Raw genomic sequence first — 22130 nt, 5'->3', positions numbered from 1 at the left:
TATTGGGGACTGGGGATTGGGGACTGGGGATTGGGAATTGGGGACTGGGAATTGGGAATTGGGAAGAAATCAAAGGAGTGACTTGTCCTTTATGTCCTCCTAGTCCCCATTCCCCCTTTAAGAATGTAACTTCACTTGTTCTGCTGATTTGCTTTCACTTTTAGAGTTCCAATTGCGACGAGCAGCTTCCACGAATTGACTGACGCGAATTGGGTCAATTGGTTGCTCAATACGTCCATGACGTTTCAGGGAACTAGAAACTATAACACCATCTGCTGCTTGCATCAATGTATCAATATTTTCCCAATTAGCCCCACTCCCGATGAACACTGGCGTGCCATTTGCTGCACCACAAGCTAGTTCCAAATCTTCTAAGTTAGGAGGACTACCAGTAGCCCAACCAGATAATATCACTCCGTCTGCTAAACCCCTTTCAATGGTGTCTTTCACGGCGACTGTGAGATTTGGAGAACTCAAAGGACGGGCGTGTTTTACCAACACATCGGCCAGGATTTTAACATCACAGCCCAACTCCCGTCGATAGCGGAGTAGTTGATGGGCTTCTCCCTCAATTAATCCTTGGTCGGTTGCCATCACCCCAGTGAGGACGTTAACGCGGATAAATTGCGCTTGCACAGAGCTAGCGATCGCCATTGCACTTTTGGCGTCGTTCCGCAAAACGTTTAAACCTATCGGCAAAGTCACCAAATTCTGTATCCGCTGCACCACAATGGTCATGGTACTCACAACCACTGGATCGACTTGATTTTTGGTAAACGGCGCGTCGAAAAAATTCTCGACAATCAGACCGTCAACCCCTCCACTTGCTAGGGCTGCGGCTTCTTGTTCGGCACGATCAATCACCGCTTTTAAACTACCTCCCCAACGGGGTGAGGTAGGCAGTGGTAGCAGGTGAACCACGCCAATAATTGGTGAGCGAGTTTTAAATATCTGATATAAGTCCACGTCTTTAATCCGCCTCGCGGAGTCCAGAGTCCAGAATTTTTTGACTATTGAACGCCAGTTCAACGCCACTCCTCTTAAGGTCGGGAACCTTTTTACAGCGGTGGCTCTTCAACGGGGAAAACCCCGCACGTGACTGGCTCCTTTTGACCCTTGACTCTTGACTTTCCATTAAATAGTCAAATGTGTTTTATGATAGTCGGCTTACTGCTTCTTTCCTGAGATGGAAATTGGCGTGAAACCTCCCATAAGATATGTTAAGATAAAACTTGGCTACAAGAGGAGTTTGCCACTCACTAGACGCAAGGCAGCTTTCCGTGGTTTGGGCGTCTTGTCCGCGCCTTGTCGTCGGACTTGCCAATCGCCAGGGTAGCATTACTGCTTTATAGGCGTAGTCGCTTTCGTCGATTTCCCTGAGGGTAGCGACTTCTCACAACAAGCCCTTTGGGCGGCTTCCCGATGGGTAGGTTAACAACGCGCACGCTCCGGTAATGTAAAATACCAATAAGCGAATCGTTAAAAAACATTACAAGTGTCAAATGTACCCAAAGACACTTCAATTTACCCTGGGGAACAGATTGATAAAAATATCATAACATGACCTCTATTTTTATTATTGATAGGGTCATAATTGTACGGACTGTTACTGACAGTGAGAATCTGCCAACGTGCTGTTATTAGAGGGATAGCGGTCGGAAAAAATTAAAATTAGCGCCGGAATGTTGACTACAAGAAAAAAAATGAAGATATTTTCCAAATATGGGTGACAAGCCAACGATTGCCATTTCTCATCTGGGCTGTGAGAAAAATCGAATTGATACAGAACACATGCTAGGACTGCTCGTAGAAGCAGGCTACGGTGTAGATACAAATGAAGAGTTAGCAGATTACGTTATTGTTAATACTTGTAGTTTTATTGAAGCGGCCCGGCAAGAATCTGTCAGAACTTTAGTAGAACTGGCAGAGGCAAATAAAAAGATCGTAATCACTGGCTGTATGGCGCAACACTTCCAAGAGCAACTTTTGGAGGAGTTACCTGAAGCAGTAGCGGTGGTGGGTACAGGCGATTATCACAAAATTGTTAATGTAATTGAGCGTGTAGAACAAGGCGAGCGGGTCAAACAGGTTAGTATAGAGCCAACCTACATTGCCGACGAAACTACACCGCGCTATCGCACTACAACCGAGGGCGTTGCTTACCTCCGAGTTGCCGAAGGTTGTGATTATCGTTGTGCATTTTGTATAATTCCTCATCTTCGAGGGAACCAGCGATCGCGTACTATAGAATCTATAGTCGCCGAAGCGGAGCAGTTAGTTAGTCAAGGGGTAAAGGAAATTATTCTAATTTCCCAAATCACCACTAACTACGGTCTAGATATTTACGGTCAGCCAAAATTAGCCGAATTACTTCGCGCTTTGGGGAAAGTAGATATACCGTGGATCAGAATGCATTACGCTTATCCCACGGGACTGACCCCAAATGTGATCGCGGCGATTCAAGAAACACCCAACGTCTTGCCTTATCTGGATTTGCCCTTGCAGCATTCTCATCCAGATGTTCTCCGCTCCATGAATCGTCCTTGGCAAGGACGCGTAAATGATGGGATTATAGATCGCATCAAAACGGCGCTACCAACAGCCGTATTGCGGACTACATTTATTGTTGGTTTCCCAGGAGAAACAAACGAGCATTTTGAGCATTTATTAGAGTTTGTTCAAAGGCATGAATTCGATCATGTTGGTGTCTTCACCTTTTCCTCTGAGGAAGGAACCCCAGCTTACAAGTTGCCAAATCAGTTGCCCCAATTGGTGATGGACGAGCGCCGATACCAACTTATGGAAATCCAGCAACCGATTTCCCAAAAGAAAAATCAACAGGAAGTAGGCAAAATCGTTGATGTCCTGATTGAGCAAGAAAATCCTGAAAGTGGTGAATTAATAGGTCGTTCAGGTAGATTTTCCCCAGAGGTTGATGGTCTGGTATATGTCAAAGGCCAGGCAAAATTAGGAACCATCGTGCCAATAGCGATTCACCACGCTGATACATACGACCTCTATGGTCAGGTAGTCAATAACTAAATTGTTATTTGTCTTTTGTCCAAAGTCCATTTGTTAAATGACCCTTCCAGATTCACCCTTATTCTGAGGTCAACGCTGCATTAATGGCAGTTTTCGTGAGGGTTTACCTGAAGTTCGCGGATTCGTTGGCATAGCTTGAGGCTGCGCTATCGCCCTTGGCTCACTAGTAGCCAATAACTAATGACTAATGACTAATGACTAAATAACTAATGACTAAATGACTAATCCAAAATCCTTACATAAAATTTAGGACGAATTAATGACTCTTTCATTTCAAGAATTAGGAATTTCCCAAGAGCGTGTCGAAGAACTAGAAAAAATCGGTTTTACCGAACCAACTAACATTCAAGTGCAAGCAATTCCCCAATTGCTAGCCGGTCGTGATGTAGTCGGTCAATCTCAAACTGGAACAGGCAAAACGGCAGCATTTTCACTGCCAATTTTAGAGCGGCTAGATATCAATCAAAGAGCCGTACAAGCTATAGTTTTAACACCAACTCGTGAATTAGCGATGCAAGTTCACGATGCGATCGCCCAATTTATCGGTAATGAAGGATTGCGGGTGTTAGCAATCTATGGAGGTCAATCAATTGACCGCCAAATGTTACAACTCAGACGTGGCGTTCACATGGTTGTGGGCACTCCCGGACGGGTAATCGATTTGCTCGATCGCGGCTGTTTAAAGCTCGATCAAGTGAAGTGGTTTGTGTTGGATGAAGCCGATGAAATGTTGAGCATGGGCTTTATCGATGATGTAATCAAAATCCTCTCGCAAGCGCCCGTAGAACGCCAAACAGCTTTATTCTCGGCAACAATGCCACCATCGATTCGGATGTTGGTGAACAAGTTCTTGCGATCGCCTGCAACTGTCACCGTCGAGCAGCCAAAAGCCGCTCCCAACAAGATTAATCAAGTAGCTTACTTGATCCCCCGCCACTGGACAAAAGCCAAAGCTTTACAGCCAATTCTGGAAATGGAAGATCCAGAAACAGCTTTAATCTTCGTCCGCACCAGACGTACAGCCGCCGAACTCACCAGTCAGTTACAAGGTGCTGGTCACAGTGTTGATGAATATCACGGTGACTTGTCGCAACAAGCGCGGGAACGGTTATTAATCAGATTCCGTAACCGTCAAGTTCGCTGGGTGGTAGCAACTGATATTGCAGCACGAGGGTTAGATGTCGATCAACTCTCCCATGTAATCAACTTCGACTTACCCGATAGCGTAGAAACCTACGTCCACCGTATTGGTCGTACTGGTCGTGCTGGTAAAGAAGGAACAGCAATTTCTTTGGTTCAGCCATTTGAACGGCGCAAGCAGCAAACATTTGAACGTCATAACCGCCAAAGTTGGCAAGTGCTGACGATTCCCACACGCGCCCAGATTGAAGCAAAACACATTCTGAAATTGCAAGAACTAGTGCGGGAAGCTTTGACAGGTGAGCGTTTGGCTTCATTCTTGCCCATTGTCAGCGAATTGATTGAAGAATACGATGCTCAAGCGATCGCCGCAGCTGCACTGCAAATTGCTTACGATCAAACTCGTCCTGCTTGGTTGAGTTCAGATGTGGAAATTCCCCAAGAAGAATCTTCTGCTCCCAAACCAAGACTTGGTAAGCGTCGTGAATCTTCTTCTAGCGATCGTCCCCGTGCTGCATGGAAATCAGATAACAACAATGGAGATGAAGAAAGACATTCTTCTCCCAAGCCAAAACTGCGGACAAGTGGAAGTGGTCGTGAATCTTCTGCATCCCCTAGTAAAAAGATAGGTTCACCGACAGCTAGAGAATCAGCTTCTTAGTCAACAGTTAGAAGTTAATCAATTTTGGATTTTAGATTTGAGGTTTTTTCTTCAATCCAAAATCCAAACCTAAAATTGGAGAGTTGAGAGTTAAGAGTCAAGATTTTGACTTTGGCTCTTGACTTTTTGGCTTTTTGGGTAACTTTTTCTACCAGTTTGTAGGAAGATAAATTTAAAGATGCATTCTTCGTGGTCTTATGTTCACTATTCCAGACTTAGAGCAACTACAAGCAGAGCATCCAGAATGGCAGATGGAGCTGGTAGATGGAAATATAGTTGTTATGGGGCCATCAGATTATGAGTCAGAGGAAATAGGCATAGAGTTTGCGCGGCAATTGGCTAATTGGGTGCGCCCACAGAGGCTAGGACGGGTCACTGGTTCTAGCGCTGGTTTTATTTTGCCGACATTAGAAACTGAAAACGGGAAAGAAGCTGATCACGAAAAACGAAATCTCCGCGCTCCTGATGTATCTTTTGTTCGTGCTGATAGGCTTAAAACAAGCAAGCGCGACTTTGTGGAACTGGTGCCTGACTTGACGGTAGAGATAAAATCTAAGTCAGACCGGATCAAACCACTAGTAGAAAAGATTCAGCTATTCCTACAACTTGGATGTACAGTTGGTATCCTGATTGATCCTGACAAATTGACGCTCACAGTTTATCGACTCAACCAAGAACCAATAGTTTTGCAGGACAACGACAAACTGACACTACCAGACTTACTACCAGGTTGGGAGCTAGTAGTGTCAGAAATTTGGCCTCCTGTGTTTGAGTAGTTCAAAACTACTACAGCCAAGGACGACTAACTAGTTCTAACTCTCCAATTTCATCGTCGCTCAATTTCCAGCCCAAAGCGCCAGCATTTTGCCGTACCTGTTCGGCTGTCTTCACCCCAGCAATGGGAATAACATTCCCCTGAGCAATTAACCAGTTGAGAGCAACTTGGGCAGGAGTGCAATCGTATTTTTCTCCAAAATTGCGTAGTAAAGATATGACTGGGGCAATTTTTTGCAGTCCTTCTTTCTTAAATCGCGGGTCTATTTTCCTCGCACCAGTGGGGGTTTCAGTGCCATCAATACTGTACTTGCCTGTGAGTAATCCCTGAGCTAAAGGACTATAAGCCAAGATAGTCACACCCAACTCACGGGCAGTTGCGATAATACCTTTACTTTCAACTTGGCGACTGAGTAAAGAATAGCGTACTTGATTTACAGCCAAAGGCACTCCACGGTTCGCCAATATTTGATGCGCGTCTCGCATTTGCTCTGCTGAGTAATTACTTACACCAACTGCGGCAATTCTCCCCCGCTTCACTTCATCCGCTAGAGCATTCATCAAAGTTTCTTGACTTAAAAAGAAGGCAAAAGGCCAATGTACTTGATACAAGGCAATTCGCTCTAATTGCAAGCGTTTGAGGCTGGCTGTTAAAGCATCCGAGACGGATTGGGCTGTAAATCGCCACGGTAGGGGGCCAAATTTTGTGGCGATTTGTACAGGTTGTTGTGTCTGTTGCAGAAATTGTCCCAAAAATCTCTCTGATAGTCCCATTCCGTAGACTTCGGCAGTATCAAAGAAGGTAATACCAGCTTCTAAGGCTGCTGTAAAGGCTTCTTGTAACTGTTCTGGGCCATAGCGATCGCCATAATTCCAAAATAGTTTATCACCCCAAGCCCAAGTGCCGATGCACAAGGGGTTAACAACTGGGCCATTTTGCCCCAATGTGATGTTTTCCACGGTTACAAAATTTAATTTATTTACATTTCTTTACTTTTATAGTGTATCGTTATAGCCAAGATTGGGTGCGATCATCACCACTCACTTGGCTGCAAATCTTGTGGTGCCGCAACTACACCCGTCGTAGACATCGCGCCTTTCATAAAGATTTAAAACCTGAATCAAACGCGCATAAACAAGATCCCCGACTTTTTCGAGAAGTCGGGGATCTGTGGGTCGCAATTCTCACAAATCAAATAGGATTGCTATAGTTGAGTGTATTTACTTGTATTTATGAATTAGATGATTTATCCTGCTTGGCTTTTTTGATTAATTCCATGTAGACATTAATCTCACTAATTTCTACATCATGCTCAACTCTGGTTACTTTCCATCTCTCCTTTTTTAGGTAAACTTCCTCTCCTACTCTGGGAGTAAATTGAAGATCGTAGAACTTTTTTAGAAAATCTTTTTGATTTTCTTCCCATAATATTACTTTGACTGGTTCTTTAGTCATTGCTTATGCCTTTTTGGTTACTAGATGAAGGTAAGTAGTTTGATGACATACATACGGCAAGTTTATCTTACTAATTCAATATAATAGCGTAGTGAAAACCACATTTTTACTTTGATATTTTTATGTGGCTTGATTGCGTATCTTCAAGTTAAAGAATTTTTATTTTTTTTTATAGAGTATCATCATTGTCTGATTCATCGCTTTTAACTTTCTAGTTGAGTGGCTGCAAAATCTTAAAACTTCATATTAAAGTGCGCTCGTTAAAAGCTCCTCCCATCTTGCCCAAATCATGTCTGTGTAGTTTTTCTTATCAATTTTGTATGCTCCAATCGCAAGCTTCTAATTTCTGAGTGAACAACATAAACTCGGTACTCACTTACCCAAGAGACAACTTCTGAACACAGCAGCCGCTCTTGACGTGACACTCCGTATACTCGGCACAAATCATATTCCGATTCAAAAACACAACCTGTAAAGCGTTTACGGCGTGTAGCGGGTTTGGCAAATGTTGAAACATATCTACCGTTGCAAAATTCCATTTCTAACTGTTCTAGAGTAGATGTCCATGTATAACGGTGCATGAAGTTCTTAAGTGAAGCGGGATAATCGTTAGGCTTTGGTTCTGGAATGCCAAGCTGTTTTATTGCACCTAAAACACATCGCATATCGCCAACAACTAAAGATTCATTATCAAGTGCAAGTTGTATTCGATGGATACGTTTATCAGTATAAAAAGTAATTGGTAAGCCTCTGGATCTGAATTATTCAGTGACAAGTTGCTCCTCATGTCGGAGCCTTCCATTACCTTGTTCTTGAATAAAAGCCTTAGAAATCAATTTACTTGTCAGAATTTAAAATAGTATTTACATTGTTATATAAAAATGAGAAAAAGGGCTTGAAAATTGCTTGATTGTTTATTTACTGCCCTTTCTGCTCAATGTTATAAATACCAAACCTTCAAAAAACTACATTGGTTCTGTCTTTATCATCATGTTTACAGTTTTGCTATTAGCTTAAGTAATTAAATTAGCTGCCTTGAGGCGATCGCTCTGGAAACCATAAAAGGACAATTAAGGATTCTTATCAAGCTCTCCTCATTTTGCAAAAATATGACAATAGACACGGGATGTCCATTCTATGTGTTTTGCTGGGCGGCAAGCTGGACAGCTTCTATATCAACATTGAGATGTTGAGCAATCTGCTCCATACTCATGCCTGTTTCTAGTAACAGAGGCACGGTAAATTTCAACATTTCAGTTTTCCGTTCTTCTCGACCTTCTTTTCGACCTTTGGCTTTCGCTTCTGGATAAACTATTGTTTGCTCCAAAGTCAATCCCAGCATAGCTTTAACTTCCTAAGTCTATGTGGTTGACTGTGCAGCTATCTGGACAGCTTCTATATCAACATTTAGGTGTTGAGCAATCTGCTCCACACTCATCCCTGTTTGTAGTAACAGAGGCACGGGAAGTTTCAACATTTCAGCTTCCCGTTCTTCTCGACCTTCTTCTCGACCTTCGGCTTTGGCTTCCTGATAAACCCTTGTTTGCTCCAAAGTCAATCCCAACATAGCTTCAACTTCCTCTCTACTTAAGGTCGAAAACTTATAAACGGCAATTGTGGTGATGATGTCTAGTATTTCGTTTTGCGGCAGTGTGTCCGTTTCCTCTAATTTTACCCGCTCAATTAATTCCTTTGCTTGCTCTGCCATCACTTCATCCGAAGTTAGAGTCAACTGCATCAAGTTGATACCTATTGGCTGCTGATTAGTCGCCCCTAACTCATCTAAATAGATTCGCTGCACTTAGTCGCTGTTGAGAAATATTCGATGAGTTTTTTGATCGCTTGGTTCCAGAGAGCGTGATGAAAAAATTACCACACAAAACCAGTCATCGTACTGAGAACGATTCCGGTTCAAGTACATCAGCGATTCGGTAAAGAACCGATGGTAGAGGGCTTCATCTCTTTGGAATTGAACTTCAGCAAAAAAGATAACTCTGGATGTTGCACCCTCTGGAGGTAAAAACACACCATCAATGCGGAAAGCCGTTTCTTTAACTTCAAGTGATTCAAATCGATAGTTTTGTGCTTGAGGAGGAGGGACATCAATCAGTTCAAAGAGTAACCCAGGAAAGAGCTTAAAAATTTGATAGTAAATGGAGTCTCGTTTCACTATTTCATCCTAAAATTCTCTCGTTATGCGTAGGCGTAGCCCGTCGTAGACATCGCAGATTGCAACCAAGCCACAAAGATTAATCCTAGCTTGGCTGAAGCATACCCTAATTGAGGCGTATAATTGCTTGCCAAATCGCAACTTCAACTTTTCGTTCGCTGATTTTAAGCGGGTAGGGTTTATCTTTATTTAAATAAGAGAGATTAAATCCTATAAACCATACAAAAAAGTAGCTATGGCAAGCGGCGAAGTATTTGATACCGAAAGAAAATCCCTATCTGTGCCAAGGGTAAACCTGCTGACCATGTTTCGGCTGGGTTTATTTCAGATGGGGTTGAGCATGATGTCTATTTTGACTCTGGGAGTACTAAACAGAGTCATGATTCAAGAAATAGCAATTCCGGCGACGCTGGTATCAGTGGTTCTAGCACTGCCCTTATTTGTTGCTCCTTCCCGTGTCTGGTTCGGCCAGATTTCCGATGCCAAGCCGTTATGGGGATACCACCGCACAGCTTATGTTTGGGTGGGTGCAGCAATATTTGCGATCGCAGCATTTTTAGCTGTACAAGTAATGTGGCAGATGAATCTTGCTGGAAATAGTTCAGGTACTTGGGTATGGACAACCCAAACAATCGGTTGGACAGCACTTTTGGCTTTAGTTTTCGCTGTCTACGGTCTAGGAATTTGTGCTAGCGGTACTGCCTTTGCTGCTTTGTTGGTGGATATATCTGAAGAAGATAACCGTTCCAAAGTAGTCGGTGTGGTTTGGTCGATGCTAATGGTGGGGATTATTGTTGGGGCGATTATTAGTGCCAGCTTGCTGAAACAGTTAACGCCAGAAGCAACTGTAGAAACCTTGCAGCCAGCAATCAACAGATTGTTTACTATCGTCCCAGCAATTGTATTTGGTTTAGCGATCGCAGCGACATTTGGCGTAGAAAAAAAATACTCCCAATACTCAACCCGTTCCACACTGGTGAACCGGGAAGACAGCATTACTCTAGGCAATGCTTGGAAAATATTGACAGCTAGCCCACAAACAGGTATATTCTTTACCTTTTTACTGGTGATGACTATCAGTTTGTTTATGCAAGACCCAGTTTTGGAACCTTATGCGGGTCAAGTGTTTAAAATGCCCCTAGCGGAAAGTACCAAATTAAATATTTTTTATGGAACGGGTTTGCTGATTGCCTACGGCGTTACGGGCTTTTATATTGTCCCGCGTTTGGGTAAGCGCAGAACTGCACGTTTAGGCTGTATGTTGGTAGCATTCTGTGCAATCTTGCTAGGTATATCAGGATTCACAGCTAATGCAGCAGTTCTCAAACTAAGTTTGGTCTTGTTCGGTTTAGCCACAGGTTTCTTAACTACAGCAGCAATTAGCTTGATGTTGGATCTAACCGCAGCAGAAGCCGCAGGTACGTTTATTGGGGCATGGGGGTTAGCGCAGTCCCTTTCTAGAGGAATCGCGGTGGTAATCGGAGGTACAGTTTTGGATATTGGACGCAAGCTGCTACCAAGCCTAGAACTAGCTTATGGACTGGTATTTGTTCTAGAAGCCGTGGGAATGGTACTGTCGATTTGGTTTCTGAATCGGGTGAACATCACAGAATTTCAAACAAGTACAAAGCTTGCGATCGCATCTGTTTTAGAAAGCGATTTAGACTAAACTGTATTGGGCATGGGGCAAATGACAAATGACTAATAACCAATGAATGATTTTTGGACAACAATTCTGGATTTTGCCCAAACTACCACTACTAGAGTGGGTAAGCAGCTAATACAAGATTTTGGGAAAGTACAGGCTGACCAAAAAGCTGATGGTAGTTTGGTAACGCAAGCCGATAAATGGGCAGATCGAGAAATCCGGGATGCGATCGCTTCTAATTTCTCTAATTACGGCATTTTGAGCGAAGAGAGCGATCAGTCATTTCCTGGTACTGAGTGGTGCTGGGTAATTGACCCTCTAGACGGTACAACCAACTTTACACGCGGTATTCCCATCTGGACAATATCTCTAGGTTTACTGTATCGAGGTACACCCATTTTCGGCTATGTTTACGCACCAACTCTGAATCAAGCTTTTCATGGTTTCTGGGCAGGTTCATCTGGTTTAGCTACACCTACAGGAGCATTTCTCAACCACCATCCCATCCACACTAGTATAGATAGTCCCAGCAACAATCACTTTTTTAACCTCTGTTCCCGTAGCACCGCAGCTATCAAAAACGGCTTTCCTTGCAAAATTCGGATGTTGGGTGTAGCTAGCTATAACTTTTTGACAGTTGCCACTGGGGCTACTCTCGGTGGGATTGAGGCGACACCAAAAGTTTGGGATATAGCCGGGGCTTGGGTAATTGTCCAAGCTGCTGGTGGGGTATGGTCATCACTCAAGTCAGAACCGTTTCCATTGTCACCGGGAGAAGATTATAGCGATCGCTCTTTTCCCACCCTTGTTGTTAGTCGTCCCGAATTAGTTCCAGTATTTCAACCTTTTATCGAAGGCGTAAAAATTTAATTTGCTGCTTACAGACCTGTAAATAGTAGTAATTTTGTCAACCAGACTAGTGGACTGTGCCATCTCGATATTAAACTTAACAAAACCCTAGTCAAACAAAGAATCTAGTATAAATAAAGCTGGTAATAATCCTGATTTAAGTGCAAAACCAGTGTAGTTATTAATTTAAGTAGTGTTGTGTCTTTCATTACACTGGTTAATTTAGTATAAAAAATTTTTATGTTGTCTAATCTAGCTTTAATTCGAGAGTTTGTGCAAAACTCTATTCAGAAAAAAGACGTTTTGTTGTCAAATCCTGCTTTGACAGCGCAAACAGTTTATAAAACCAACCAACTGACAGCGAAATCTGAAGGCGTAATTGCCACTGTTCAACTATCTAATACCTTATCTGAATTCTCGATTTCTCCAAAATCAACCCAGTGGGAATTGATAAATCAGGCATTAGCAGAATATAGTTATATCCTCAAAGGAGAAGTAGATAGTCGGGGTTTCTATCAGTATCAATACTGCGAAGTTCCCAAAGGCTATCAGATGAACTGTACTAAATGTGTCATTCTATGGCGAGCTTGGTGGAAATATCGTAAGTATACTTCCAGACCAGGGATTCCGTTAGAACTGCTGATTAGAACACGAGATTCGTGGTATCCAATCCGAGATTTAATTATTAGTGACGGACTTCTTTATATCAAAACCTTAGGAAGCGAAATTGCACTTGACTCAGAAGACTTGGTTACTTGGTTAAGCAAAGTTGATGTAACCAAAATTAAAGAAATACCTACTACAGAGACATGACAAAATATAAAGCAAAGGACGTGAAGAAAAATGAAAGGACTTTGGCTTGAAAATAACCAGTTGCAGCTACGCACGGATATTTCCATTCCTGAACCGCCACCGGGAGAAGCCTTGGTACGCGTCTTGCGTGCAGGTATTTGTAATACTGACCTGGAACTACTCAGAGGCTACTATCCCTACACTGGTATTTTGGGGCATGAATTTGTCGGCGTTGTCGAACAAGGGCCAGAACACTTAGTTAATCAACGCGTAGTTGGAGAAATCAATGCTGTGTGTGGGCATTGTCGGTTTTGTCGTAGCGGACAACCAACTCACTGCGAAAATCGTACAGTTCTGGGCATTGTCAACCGCAACGGTGCTTTTGGTGAATATCTCTGTTTGCCGATAGAGAATCTGCATCCCGTACCTGATAATGTACCAACAGAAGTAGCAACATTTACAGAACCGATAGCAGCAGCTTTAGAAATTCAGCAGCAAGTGCAATTGCGTCCAAACGATCGCGTGCTAGTGGTTGGAGATGGCAAACTAGGGCAGTTAGTAGCCCAAACACTAGCTTTAACTGGCTGTGAACTTTTAGCTGTGGGGCGTCATCGAGAAAAACTCGCTAACTTAGAAGCGCGGGCGATAAAAACGAGTCTAGCCGACGCTGTTACAGATGGATATTTCGATATCTCAGTAGAATGTACTGGCAACCCAGAAGGATTTGCGATCGCCCGCCGCGCCCTACGTCCCCGTGGTACACTAGTACTTAAAAGTACTTATGCTGGCAACCTCAGCCTAGATGTTTCTTCATTAGTAGTGGATGAAATTACCCTCATCGGCTCCCGTTGTGGCCCCTTCCCCCCAGCCCTCCAGCTACTAGCCACAGGACAAGTTGACGTGCAACCCCTGATTCATGCCACCTACCCCCTCATTGAAGGGCTTGCGGCTTTTGAACACGCTCAGAGTCGCGGTGTTTTAAAGATATTGCTGGATATTAGTGAATAGTTATAGTTATTGAATATTGCGGAAACTCTCTCCCAATCCCTAGCCCCCAATCCCCGCTCGTTAATACAGATAGGGGTTCGTCTTCGGTTGATAGTCCAAACAATTAATCGCTTCTTCTGTGTTGGCAATAGATGGGCGTACAGTACATTTAAGGCGGTAATTGTCAGTAAAGAATTGGCAACCAGTACAGGGGATTTGATGCATAAGTTTGGCTGTAGCCACGCTATCTCGCGCCGCCGTCCAGAGACTCAACATAACGAGAATAGTTACAGTCCAAGCAGTGATAAAGCATATTGGGATTAGTAAAGGTTGAATCGCGTGAATGAGGAAAGATATAAGTTCTAACACGGCATTTTCTGATACAAATTAGGAGTTAAAAGTATATTAACTCCTAACTCCTAATTCATAACTCTACTGATAAGTATATTAAATGCCAGAATGACCCAGCGCTAAACCAGTGACGAGCATTCCTAGAACAAGAAACGGTTGGGCACTGGCTTGGTACTTAACATCATTCTTCACGGGGTCGCGCAGGAAATACATATCCTGTAAGGTGATTTGCGGAATGATTAAGAGTATTAGTATTGTTGCATACAAATTTTCATGGATGCTGACGAGATAAGCTGCGATCAATCCTTGAAAGACATCAATCGTTACTACACAAATCCATGCCGCAGTGGTGATGCCAAACATTACAGGTAGTGAATTTAATCCTAACTGGCGATCGCCTTCTACACTCTTAAAATCATTAACAATGGCAATACCCAATCCAGCCAAGCTGTAGAACATTGTCAAAATTATAATTGTAGAATTCAGTTCACCAAACAAAGCGTGTCCTGTAGACCAAGGTAGGGTGATATAGCTTGCACCCAAGGCATAGCTACCTAGCCAGCCGTTTTGCTTGAGTTTCAGGGGAGGTGCAGAATAAATGTAAGCGATGAAAGAACCGATAATCGCGATCGCTGTAATTGTCGGGAATTCATGACCAGACCACACATCAAGCACAAATGCTAAACCAAGACCAGCAATCAGTAATACCCAAATCTGAATAATTACCTGGGGTAGGGGAATTGCCCCAGAGGGGATGGGGCGATAGGGTTCATTGATGGCATCGATTTCGCGATCGTAATAATCATTGAGGATTTGGGTGTAACCTGTCATCAACGGCCCAGCCAGTAACATACAGGCTGCTACCTTCAAGACATTTTCCAGCGTCCAAGTATAGTTACCAGAAGAAGCCGCACCACAGACTACGCCCCAAATTAGGGGAATCCAGGTAATCGGCTTCATTAGCTGTAAACGAATTTTCCAGATTGAAGTTTCCCCAGCAGATGCACCTTTCATCCCCAACAGCTGCCTAGTTTTCGCACTGCGATCGCTCGTTGCTGTTGCTTGCTCACTGGGATTAATTGCCACTGAGTCTAGTGCTTCAGACGGGTTAGGGTCTGGGGTAATGGGAGTTGATTCTGACATAAAGCGTATTTTTTTTAGAGTGAGGAGTTAGGAGTTAAAAGTTATGAATTATTGTTTTATTCCTAACTCGTCACTCCTAACTCCTAACTAAATTAAAACGAAATTATCAAATAATTATTCTGAAACTTTGCTCCAGCAACGAGTCTGCCACTCAGAGCCGGGGGTAAGGGAATATTGCGCCGCTGATCTCCTGCTTCTACCGTGACTTCTGGCCCATATTGGGTAAGTTTGACCTGCTTTTTGTCAAATCCTGGCAAGAATAAGCGTACTTGACGATTGTGAACGTCTATTTCAATCGGTTTGGGAGCCTGTAAAGCTTGGGCTTCAAAGTTTGGTAGAGCGTCTATCAGTGGTTGCCAATCACCTGTAGGTGAGTCGGGAATGACGCTTACAGGTAGGGGTATAAATTCCTCTGACAGGTTCCCAGTTGTCTCCCTAGACACAAGCAGAACACCACCAACAGTTAAACCGATTTGTTGAGCGCTACCCCATAAATAACGAGCATTTGCGACCTCAATCGGATCTTCTGTAGTTACTAAGAAAGCAACGAGACGCTTGGGATCAGCTAGAGCGGCTCTCCCCTTTTCTAAGAAATTATTGACTTGGTTAGTGGGAGCGGCAAAGTTATCTGCTGTCCAGTTAATATTGAAAAAACTGCTAATCAGCGGTTGAATCAAAGGTGATTCAGTAATTGTCTTCCCCAAATCGGAGTTGACAAATAATTGCCGAAATCGCCGGACATACCAACTCAGAGACTCTGGCAAACCCAACATTCGCAGCGTTAAAGAATCGCCCGTGCCATCGTAGACGATCGCATCATATTTCCCACTGGCATCATATTCGCGGATAGAATTCAGTGCCAAGGCGTTATCCATCCCCGGCAATACTACCAGTTCTTGACCAAAAACGTCTTTGAAGATGGGTGTGCGGAGATATTGCGCCTCAAGTTTCTTCACTTCGTCCCAGTTGCGTTCTAATAGTACAGATGCTTGAAACTGGACTACTTGTAAATTGGGAGCGATTTCCTGAGGATCGGCAGCAATGGGAGTGCCCAGCAGGATTTGCAAGGTTGGTTCTGCTTGTCCTGCTAGGAGTACGCGCTTGCCTTGACTTGCCAATAATTTGGCGGCGGCGATCGCAATTTTGGTACGAGCGGTGCCGCCTTTGCCCAAAAATGTCAATATTAGAGCCATTAGTTGATTCCTATTTTCACCGCCGATCTTTTCAACTCCAACTTAACACTCAACAAAGACTCTCAACCTGTCTTGAAATTTCAGATACCAAAAAAAACTTGAATCTGAGTTTTTTACTATTACACAGCTTTGATTTCATCTTCAAAAAACCAAGTGGAATAATTATCGTCAAACAGCACCACTACACCGATCCCACCACCATCGGTGACTTTGTAGCCTTGGATAATACCCACTTGTCCGAGTTTTTTTACAACTGGGGGAGAAACGCGATCGCGCAAACGATAGACTTTAACCTTTTGTCCGATTTTCATGCCTGATTACAATTCAGATAAACCAAGTCTCAGTGTAGCGGAATCCGTGACTCTGCTCTCACAAATTCAGTGGGAGATGAGGAAGATGAGGGAGAATAGTAAATGACTAATGACTTCTGAGGTTCAGTGATGGTTATAACAACAACGATAGCGATCGCTAGCGGAAAATTCGTCTAGACGCAAAGCTGATTGTCGTCAAAAATCGGAGAGAGTTGTTTCAGATAGCTTGAGTTCAGCAACACAGGTAGTAGTCATGTATCAAACAGATCCACCCCGTCCGCCACGAGAAACAATGCCTACGATGTATGATTTACCCAGTGAATTAGTGGGGGAATCAGGTTTGCCAGATGAATTTCACCGGATTCAGGCGGATTTGCTAAGTGAGACTTGTCAACCTCTGACTTATCCATCTGAGGAAATTTTGCTTGCTAGCGACTTAAATCTTTACTACGATCCCCGTCATCCTTTGTGGTACAAGCGTCCTGATTGGTACATGGTTTTAGGATTACCTAGTGCTAGCCAACAGCAAGACCTACGCTTAAGTTACGTCATTTGGCAAGAAGGAATTGATCCATTTTTAGTAGTTGAATTGCTTTCACCTGGTACAGAACAAGAAGACTTAGGAAAAACACTGCGGGAAGTAAACCGACCCCCAACGAAGTGGGAAGTATATGAACAGATTTTACGGGTTCCCTACTACGTTATCTATGACCGCTATGAAAACCATTTGCGTGCCTTTAAACTCAGTGGTACTCGCTACGAGGCAATATCTTTATCAGAGAACCGCTTCTTTTTGGCAGAGTTAGAGCTAGGATTAGGTCTTTGGCAAGGTTCTTACCAGCAGACAACAGGTTTGTGGTTGCGTTGGTATAATTCTGCGGGTTGGGTGCCGACTCAAAGAGAACAAGCAGAACAGGAACGCCAACGGGCTGAACAGGAACATCAACGGGCTGATCGATTAGCAGAATATTTGCGATCGCAAGGAATTGATCCAGATAAGTTGAGTTAAGCAAAAACTCACATCTTTAACAAAGAAGGAGCCTGACAAACAGACGTTATATTTGTAGTAAAAATACACTTGACAAGATCCTATTTATTGTATAATCGCCAAGATAATTTGGATACAATTTTCTAGTGATGATAGATTCTAAAAGCACTGAAGAGATTTCCAACAAATAAATTATCCAATCTTATAAGGTGGGCATCCTGCCTACCCACGTTTACACCAAATGCGGGTAAGATACGCACCTCACAAGAAGTAGTTGGAATTTTTTCTATTTGAAAGTCCCTGAGAACTTTCATAAATATAATAAGCTTCAGTGAGAGCAATTAGGTGAGCGGATAGTGAGTAGTAAGCGAGGAAGCAAAAATTGTTGCCGACAATGCGGGGAATTGTACGTAATATAGGGAGATGGAGGCGCATCTTGCCCATAGATGAACAGTTATGGGTAAAGTTCGACTTACTAAGAACTCTAGTACGCCGGGATTTAGAGGCACGTTACAAGGGTTCTATTTTAGGTAACTTGTGGCCTTTGCTAAATCAGCTATCCCAGTTACTGATTTATACTTATGTATTTTCCACTGTGTTGAAGGTGAAGCTGACTACTCTCAAGGGTTTACCAGAAAATGATTTTACCTTTGGTTTGTGGCTATTTGCAGGCTTACTTCCTTGGATTGCTTTTACGGGTGGTCTCACGCAGTCCGCTAATTCGGTACTAGGACAACCAAATTTAGTCAAGAAGGTAGTATTTCCTTTAACTTTATTACCCCTAGTGCCAATTTTGTCAACATTCATTGAGAGTTCCTTTGGTTTAATGGCATTGATTTTTTTCGTGGCGATCAATGCTCATACTTTACATACTAGCTTGGCGCTATTACCCTTGATCTGGTTAACACAGTTATTGCTAACAGCAGGATTGGGTTATTTAACAGCCGGACTAACTGTATTTTTGCGAGATATCCCGCAAACTTTAGGAGTAATTTTAAATATTTGGTTTTATGCAACACCGCTTGTCTATCCAATATCAGCAGTTCCAGAGGAATGGCGGAGTTTGGTATTCTGGTTAAATCCAATGGCAGCGATCGCAGAGGTTTATCGTGACATAGTTTTAGTTGGAGAAGTAAAGCACTGGGGTGAATGGGGAGTTGCTTGTGTCATAGCAACAATCATATTTTGTTGTGGTTTTACAGTATACAAGCATTTGCGTCCAGCTTTTGCCGACGTGTTGTAGTCAAGGCTTCATTAGTTAGCCGCTTTTAAAACAAGCAAATGCTAACGTAAACTGTATATATTGTAGATAGCGATATAATTCAACAACAAGCAAAAATTATAATGGAAGAAAATAATTAATTTTTAATTGATAAAATTGTACCGTGTAAAATTCATTATTAGTTTAAGTATGCAGTGTTATGGGTGAGGAGATTGTAATTTCACTGAAGAATATCTCAAAATGCTACAAGCGTTATGCTCGTCCGGTAGATAGGCTCAAAGAAACTTTACTACCTAGTAAGAGCCACGCTCAAGAATTTTGGGCATTGCGGGATATTAACTTAGAAATTACTAAAGGAGAGAAATTAGGAATTATTGGTCAAAATGGTTCTGGGAAAAGTACATTACTACAAATCATTGCTAGAACCTTGACAGCAACTACAGGAGATGTATGGCTTCACGGCAGAGTTTCAGCTTTACTAGAACTAGGCAGCGGATTTAATCCTGAATTTACTGGAAGACAAAATGTATTTTTCAATGGACAAATTTTAGGGTTAAGTCGTGAAGAAATCGAAGCCAAATACAATGAGATAGTGGAATTTGCTGATATCGGAGATTTTATCGATCAGCCTGTTAAAACTTATTCAAGTGGTATGTTCGTGAGATTAGCATTTGCAGTTGCAGTAAGTGTTAATCCTGACATTCTAATTGTAGATGAAGCACTAGCAGTTGGAGATATTTACTTTCAGCAGAAATGTTTTGAGCGAATTAGAAATCTAACACGTATGGGAACAACACTTTTATTTGTTTCCCATGACTCGTCTGTTATACATAAAATCTGTGACAGAGCTTTATTGATGGAAGCAGGAAATTTAGTGTTGGATGCTAAACCAAGGCAAGTAATTGATTTATATGAAGCCAAGCTGTTACAAAAAAAAGATATACGATCAGAAGCAGTAGAAATTCAAATGTTTCCAGATTCTAATTATATTACTTCAGAGGAAAATAAAGAATTTTTAGATATAACCTTAGACTCAGCACAAGAAGTGGTGATTAATGCACCAGAAGTAAGTATAAAATTTGTTAGGTTTTTAGATGAAACAGATCAAGAAATAAAAGTTGTAATTAGTGAGCAGTTATTAAAGATTTCTATAGGAGTTTTATTTTTACAGTATTTTGAAGATCCTCATATTGGTTTTAAAATACGAGAAAGAACGGGTGAAGTAATTTTTGAAACCAACACTCTATGTATGAGGAAAAAAGTAGGTCGAGTAGAAAGTGGTACTTTACTGGAGATTTGCTTTAAGTTTAAGGTGCCTTTGATGGAGGGCGAATATACAATTACACTTGGTGTGGCTGATAGTGCAATTGGGGAAAGTTCATTCCAGAGAACATTAGTTTATGCTCATAATGTTGCCTCATTAAAAGTTTTAAAAAACAAAGACTCGATACTGTGGGCAGGTATAGTAAATCTTTCTCCTTCTATTTCTATTCATAAATATACTTATGTTTGATTCTATCATTAAACAGGCAAAACAGACAGAATATGACTTTAGAAAAACTACTAATCCAGAAGATCCCTTGTTACATCTTTTTAATGAGTGGGTTGATTATTACAAACTCAAATCTGCGATCGCTCATGAATTAAAACCTATTAATATCCTAGAAATAGGAGTACGTTTCGGTTATTCTGCCGCAGCTTTCCTACACGGATACCCTAATACCAAATATATTGGTATTGATTTAGACACAAATAATTTTGGTGGTGTCAAAGGGGCAATTAATTGGGCAAAAGAAATTACTAAGCAATTTAATACTGAATTTATTATTGCTGATACACAGGTAATGGAACGCTTACCTGGTAATGTCTACGATCTCATTCATGTTAATGGGCAACAAAATGGAGACGGTTCCTTTCATGATTTGGAACTTGCTATTAAGCAATCCCACTACGTGTTGGTAGATGGATACTTGTTGTGGACGCAGCAGAACTTTATGGCAGTTAGTGATTTCTTATTTAGATATGCTGATTTGCTCGATTGGTATGGTGTAATACCAGGTTATGCCGGAGAATTATTAATAAAAGTTTCTAACAATTATTTAATTGAGCTTGAAGAACAGCACCACAATACTAATTCTAGTCTAGACATTCGTCAAAGTTATACCAGTCACTACTATACTCAAGACTGTAGCGGATTTGATACTTATAAACAAAATCAAGGGAAGAAGTTAGAAGATCCAAGATTGCAATCTGTAGCAGCGATCGCTAGTTTGAAAGCATTAGGACGAGTACTTGATATTGGTTCTGGACGAGGTGAACTTAGTTATTATTTTGCTCGTCAAGGTTTTGCGGTTACATCTATTGACTATTCACCAAATGCCATTGAACTAGCAAAAAATTGTTTTAATGGAGAAGCTGAGTTAGCAGCCAAAGTAGAATTCATTTGCGATCATGTCTGCAACGTACAACTGCCAGATAAGTATGATCTAGCACTAGCTTCTGACGTGATTGAACACTTAGCTTTTGAAGAACTAGATGCGCTTTATCAGCAAGTCGCGCACAGTCTTAAACAAGATGGATTATTTGTTGTACATACTTTTCCAAATCTTTGGTATTACAAATATGAATATCCACGTAAAAGGAAAATTGCTGCTTCTGTTGGTGCCTACCTACCACCACAGCCCCGCTCAAGATATGAGCTATTAATGCATATTAATGAACAATCGCCAAGGATTTTGAAAAAGCAATTAAGCAAACATTTTAACCATGTATGTTTATGGTTTGGTGATACCCAGAATCCAGGTGGAAGTTTAGTAAAAAAGTTTTCTACAAGAGAAATAGGTGCAGCGACTAGTCTATTTGTAGTTGCTTCTCATCGACCCATAAATCGGGAACATCTGAAGAGTAGCTTACAAATGTTCCCTATCCCACCCATCTCTGCTGGAACAATCAAGATATTTGTGAAAGAGCATCCAAAACTAGTAAATACAGATAGTGAATTTGAAATTCAATTAGAAATTGAAAACTCTAGCGAATTTACTCTTAATAGTTATGGTTCTCATCCAGTTCATATTTCGTATCATTGGATGAATGAACAAGCTACCGATTATATTGTTTTTGAGGGACAACGGACAAAGATATTTCCCCATTTAAATAGCTCTGAGGATATAGTGTTGAAACATTTATCCAATAAAGTACCCAAAGAAATGTATAAAATTAAACTTAGATCGTTAGAAAAAAAAGGTAACTATATCCTGAGAGTTACATTGGTACAGGAAGGTGTACGCTGGTTTGATGTATCGCCAACTTATTTAATGGAGGACATTGGAATCAGGGTTATATAAGCATTAAATACCATATCTAATCTAGAAATAAAAATCATATCAAGAAATAATTGAGGTTA

At 41.8% G+C, this 22130-nt stretch carries 20 protein-coding genes and 1 pseudogene; 11 read left to right on the top strand and 10 right to left on the bottom strand.

Translation table 11 applies throughout. The features are described 5' to 3' along the window. Positions 1 to 117: 117 nt before the first annotated feature. A complete protein-coding gene (btpA, locus tag HWQ39_RS18270; RefSeq protein WP_292848176.1) occupies positions 118 to 966 on the bottom strand; it encodes a photosystem I biogenesis protein BtpA in 849 nt (282 codons plus the stop codon). Positions 967 to 1722: 756 nt separating this feature from the next. Between btpA and rimO the strand changes: the two genes are divergently transcribed. The 3 genes from rimO (at position 1723) to HWQ39_RS18255 (ending at position 5619) form a co-directional block, all read left to right on the top strand. Beyond that, positions 1723 to 3042, top strand: a complete 1320-nt coding sequence (gene rimO / locus HWQ39_RS18265) for a 30S ribosomal protein S12 methylthiotransferase RimO (protein ID WP_292847961.1) — start codon at positions 1723 to 1725, stop codon at positions 3040 to 3042. A 259-nt stretch (positions 3043 to 3301) separates the two neighbouring features. Beyond that, positions 3302 to 4843, top strand: coding sequence for a DEAD/DEAH box helicase (locus HWQ39_RS18260; RefSeq protein WP_292847958.1), 1542 nt, complete (start codon positions 3302 to 3304; stop codon positions 4841 to 4843). Between the two features lie 197 nt (positions 4844 to 5040). Next, positions 5041 to 5619 (top strand): Uma2 family endonuclease, encoded by a 579-nt coding sequence (locus HWQ39_RS18255; RefSeq protein ID WP_292847955.1) that lies wholly within the window; start codon positions 5041 to 5043, stop codon positions 5617 to 5619. A 10-nt stretch (positions 5620 to 5629) separates the two neighbouring features. On the opposite strand, the gene HWQ39_RS18250 is transcribed toward HWQ39_RS18255, so the two are convergent. The 5 genes and pseudogenes from HWQ39_RS18250 to HWQ39_RS18230 form a co-directional block, all read right to left on the bottom strand. Further along, the gene (locus HWQ39_RS18250; RefSeq protein WP_292847952.1) at positions 5630 to 6577 is read right to left on the bottom strand and encodes an aldo/keto reductase; all 948 of its coding nucleotides are present in this window, start codon (positions 6575 to 6577) and stop codon (positions 5630 to 5632) included. A gap of 271 nt (positions 6578 to 6848) precedes the next feature. Further along, complete coding sequence (locus HWQ39_RS18245; RefSeq protein WP_292715583.1) at positions 6849 to 7073, bottom strand: hypothetical protein; 225 nt, start codon at positions 7071 to 7073, stop codon at positions 6849 to 6851. A gap of 287 nt (positions 7074 to 7360) precedes the next feature. Beyond that, positions 7361 to 7738, bottom strand: coding sequence for an ATP-grasp domain-containing protein (locus HWQ39_RS18240; protein ID WP_366932283.1), 378 nt, complete (start codon positions 7736 to 7738; stop codon positions 7361 to 7363). Positions 7739 to 8208: 470 nt separating this feature from the next. After that, positions 8209 to 8415, bottom strand: coding sequence for a hypothetical protein (locus HWQ39_RS18235; RefSeq protein ID WP_292847949.1), 207 nt, complete (start codon positions 8413 to 8415; stop codon positions 8209 to 8211). Between the two features lie 18 nt (positions 8416 to 8433). After that, positions 8434 to 9243: pseudogene (locus tag HWQ39_RS18230) on the bottom strand (Rpn family recombination-promoting nuclease/putative transposase). Positions 9244 to 9478: 235 nt separating this feature from the next. Here HWQ39_RS18230 and HWQ39_RS18225 point away from each other — a divergent pair. From HWQ39_RS18225 to HWQ39_RS18210, 4 genes are all read left to right on the top strand, one after another. After that, positions 9479 to 10912: a BCD family MFS transporter gene (locus tag HWQ39_RS18225; RefSeq protein WP_292847946.1), complete on the top strand. Its 1434-nt coding sequence runs from the start codon at positions 9479 to 9481 to the stop codon at positions 10910 to 10912. Between the two features lie 42 nt (positions 10913 to 10954). Next, positions 10955 to 11761, top strand: a complete 807-nt coding sequence (locus tag HWQ39_RS18220; RefSeq protein ID WP_292847943.1) for an inositol monophosphatase family protein — start codon at positions 10955 to 10957, stop codon at positions 11759 to 11761. Between the two features lie 219 nt (positions 11762 to 11980). Further along, positions 11981 to 12553, top strand: coding sequence for a hypothetical protein (locus HWQ39_RS18215; RefSeq protein ID WP_292847940.1), 573 nt, complete (start codon positions 11981 to 11983; stop codon positions 12551 to 12553). Positions 12554 to 12583: 30 nt separating this feature from the next. Continuing rightward, positions 12584 to 13540: an alcohol dehydrogenase catalytic domain-containing protein gene (locus HWQ39_RS18210; protein ID WP_292847937.1), complete on the top strand. Its 957-nt coding sequence runs from the start codon at positions 12584 to 12586 to the stop codon at positions 13538 to 13540. A 60-nt stretch (positions 13541 to 13600) separates the two neighbouring features. On the opposite strand, the gene HWQ39_RS18205 is transcribed toward HWQ39_RS18210, so the two are convergent. From HWQ39_RS18205 to HWQ39_RS18190, 4 genes are all read right to left on the bottom strand, one after another. After that, the gene (locus HWQ39_RS18205; protein WP_292847934.1) at positions 13601 to 13888 is read right to left on the bottom strand and encodes a hypothetical protein; all 288 of its coding nucleotides are present in this window, start codon (positions 13886 to 13888) and stop codon (positions 13601 to 13603) included. Between the two features lie 78 nt (positions 13889 to 13966). Beyond that, positions 13967 to 15013 (bottom strand): chlorophyll synthase ChlG, encoded by a 1047-nt coding sequence (gene chlG / locus HWQ39_RS18200; RefSeq protein WP_292847930.1) that lies wholly within the window; start codon positions 15011 to 15013, stop codon positions 13967 to 13969. 92 nt (positions 15014 to 15105) lie between these two features. After that, on the bottom strand, positions 15106 to 16206 hold the full coding sequence (locus HWQ39_RS18195) for an ArsA family ATPase (RefSeq protein WP_292847927.1): 1101 nt from the start codon (positions 16204 to 16206) through the stop codon (positions 15106 to 15108). Between the two features lie 119 nt (positions 16207 to 16325). Further along, positions 16326 to 16517 carry a DUF2862 domain-containing protein gene (locus HWQ39_RS18190; protein WP_292847924.1) on the bottom strand — a complete coding sequence of 64 codons (192 nt, stop codon included), beginning with the start codon at positions 16515 to 16517 and terminating at the stop codon, positions 16326 to 16328. 253 nt (positions 16518 to 16770) lie between these two features. Between HWQ39_RS18190 and HWQ39_RS18185 the strand changes: the two genes are divergently transcribed. From HWQ39_RS18185 to HWQ39_RS18170, 4 genes are all read left to right on the top strand, one after another. Continuing rightward, positions 16771 to 17526, top strand: a complete 756-nt coding sequence (locus tag HWQ39_RS18185; RefSeq protein ID WP_292847921.1) for a Uma2 family endonuclease — start codon at positions 16771 to 16773, stop codon at positions 17524 to 17526. A gap of 373 nt (positions 17527 to 17899) precedes the next feature. Continuing rightward, a complete protein-coding gene (locus HWQ39_RS18180; RefSeq protein WP_292848170.1) occupies positions 17900 to 18748 on the top strand; it encodes an ABC transporter permease in 849 nt (282 codons plus the stop codon). Between the two features lie 178 nt (positions 18749 to 18926). Continuing rightward, positions 18927 to 20240 (top strand): ABC transporter ATP-binding protein, encoded by a 1314-nt coding sequence (locus HWQ39_RS18175; protein WP_292847918.1) that lies wholly within the window; start codon positions 18927 to 18929, stop codon positions 20238 to 20240. Beyond that, a complete protein-coding gene (locus HWQ39_RS18170) occupies positions 20233 to 22071 on the top strand; it encodes a class I SAM-dependent methyltransferase (protein ID WP_292847915.1) in 1839 nt (612 codons plus the stop codon). Before HWQ39_RS18175 ends, HWQ39_RS18170 begins: the two co-directional genes overlap by 8 nt. Positions 22072 to 22130 lie beyond the last annotated feature (59 nt).

The organism is Nostoc sp. NMS8 (assembly GCF_017115045.1).
In the GTDB taxonomy this organism is placed as follows: Bacteria; Cyanobacteriota; Cyanobacteriia; order Cyanobacteriales; family Nostocaceae; genus Nostoc.
This window is presented reverse-complemented; position numbering and strand designations above follow the sequence as displayed.

Excerpts from the sequence above, each read along its gene's own strand:
- HWQ39_RS18225 (WP_292847946.1), top strand. The coding sequence starts at position 9,479 with ATGGCAAGCGGCGAAGTATTTGATACCGAAAGAAAATCCCTATCTGTG.
- HWQ39_RS18245 (WP_292715583.1), bottom strand. The coding sequence starts at position 7,073 with ATGACTAAAGAACCAGTCAAAGTAATATTATGGGAAGAAAATCAAAAA.
- rimO (WP_292847961.1), top strand. The coding sequence starts at position 1,723 with ATGGGTGACAAGCCAACGATTGCCATTTCTCATCTGGGCTGTGAGAAA.
- HWQ39_RS18220 (WP_292847943.1), top strand. The coding sequence starts at position 10,955 with ATGAATGATTTTTGGACAACAATTCTGGATTTTGCCCAAACTACCACT.
- HWQ39_RS18190 (WP_292847924.1), bottom strand. The coding sequence starts at position 16,517 with ATGAAAATCGGACAAAAGGTTAAAGTCTATCGTTTGCGCGATCGCGTT.
- HWQ39_RS18185 (WP_292847921.1), top strand. The coding sequence starts at position 16,771 with ATGTATCAAACAGATCCACCCCGTCCGCCACGAGAAACAATGCCTACG.
- HWQ39_RS18215 (WP_292847940.1), top strand. The coding sequence starts at position 11,981 with ATGTTGTCTAATCTAGCTTTAATTCGAGAGTTTGTGCAAAACTCTATT.
- HWQ39_RS18240 (WP_366932283.1), bottom strand. The coding sequence starts at position 7,738 with ATGCGATGTGTTTTAGGTGCAATAAAACAGCTTGGCATTCCAGAACCA.
- chlG (WP_292847930.1), bottom strand. The coding sequence starts at position 15,013 with ATGTCAGAATCAACTCCCATTACCCCAGACCCTAACCCGTCTGAAGCA.
- HWQ39_RS18255 (WP_292847955.1), top strand. The coding sequence starts at position 5,041 with ATGTTCACTATTCCAGACTTAGAGCAACTACAAGCAGAGCATCCAGAA.
- HWQ39_RS18235 (WP_292847949.1), bottom strand. The coding sequence starts at position 8,415 with ATGCTGGGATTGACTTTGGAGCAAACAATAGTTTATCCAGAAGCGAAA.
- HWQ39_RS18180 (WP_292848170.1), top strand. The coding sequence starts at position 17,900 with ATGCGGGGAATTGTACGTAATATAGGGAGATGGAGGCGCATCTTGCCC.
- HWQ39_RS18195 (WP_292847927.1), bottom strand. The coding sequence starts at position 16,206 with ATGGCTCTAATATTGACATTTTTGGGCAAAGGCGGCACCGCTCGTACC.
- HWQ39_RS18210 (WP_292847937.1), top strand. The coding sequence starts at position 12,584 with ATGAAAGGACTTTGGCTTGAAAATAACCAGTTGCAGCTACGCACGGAT.
- HWQ39_RS18260 (WP_292847958.1), top strand. The coding sequence starts at position 3,302 with ATGACTCTTTCATTTCAAGAATTAGGAATTTCCCAAGAGCGTGTCGAA.
- HWQ39_RS18170 (WP_292847915.1), top strand. The coding sequence starts at position 20,233 with ATGTTTGATTCTATCATTAAACAGGCAAAACAGACAGAATATGACTTT.
- HWQ39_RS18175 (WP_292847918.1), top strand. The coding sequence starts at position 18,927 with ATGGGTGAGGAGATTGTAATTTCACTGAAGAATATCTCAAAATGCTAC.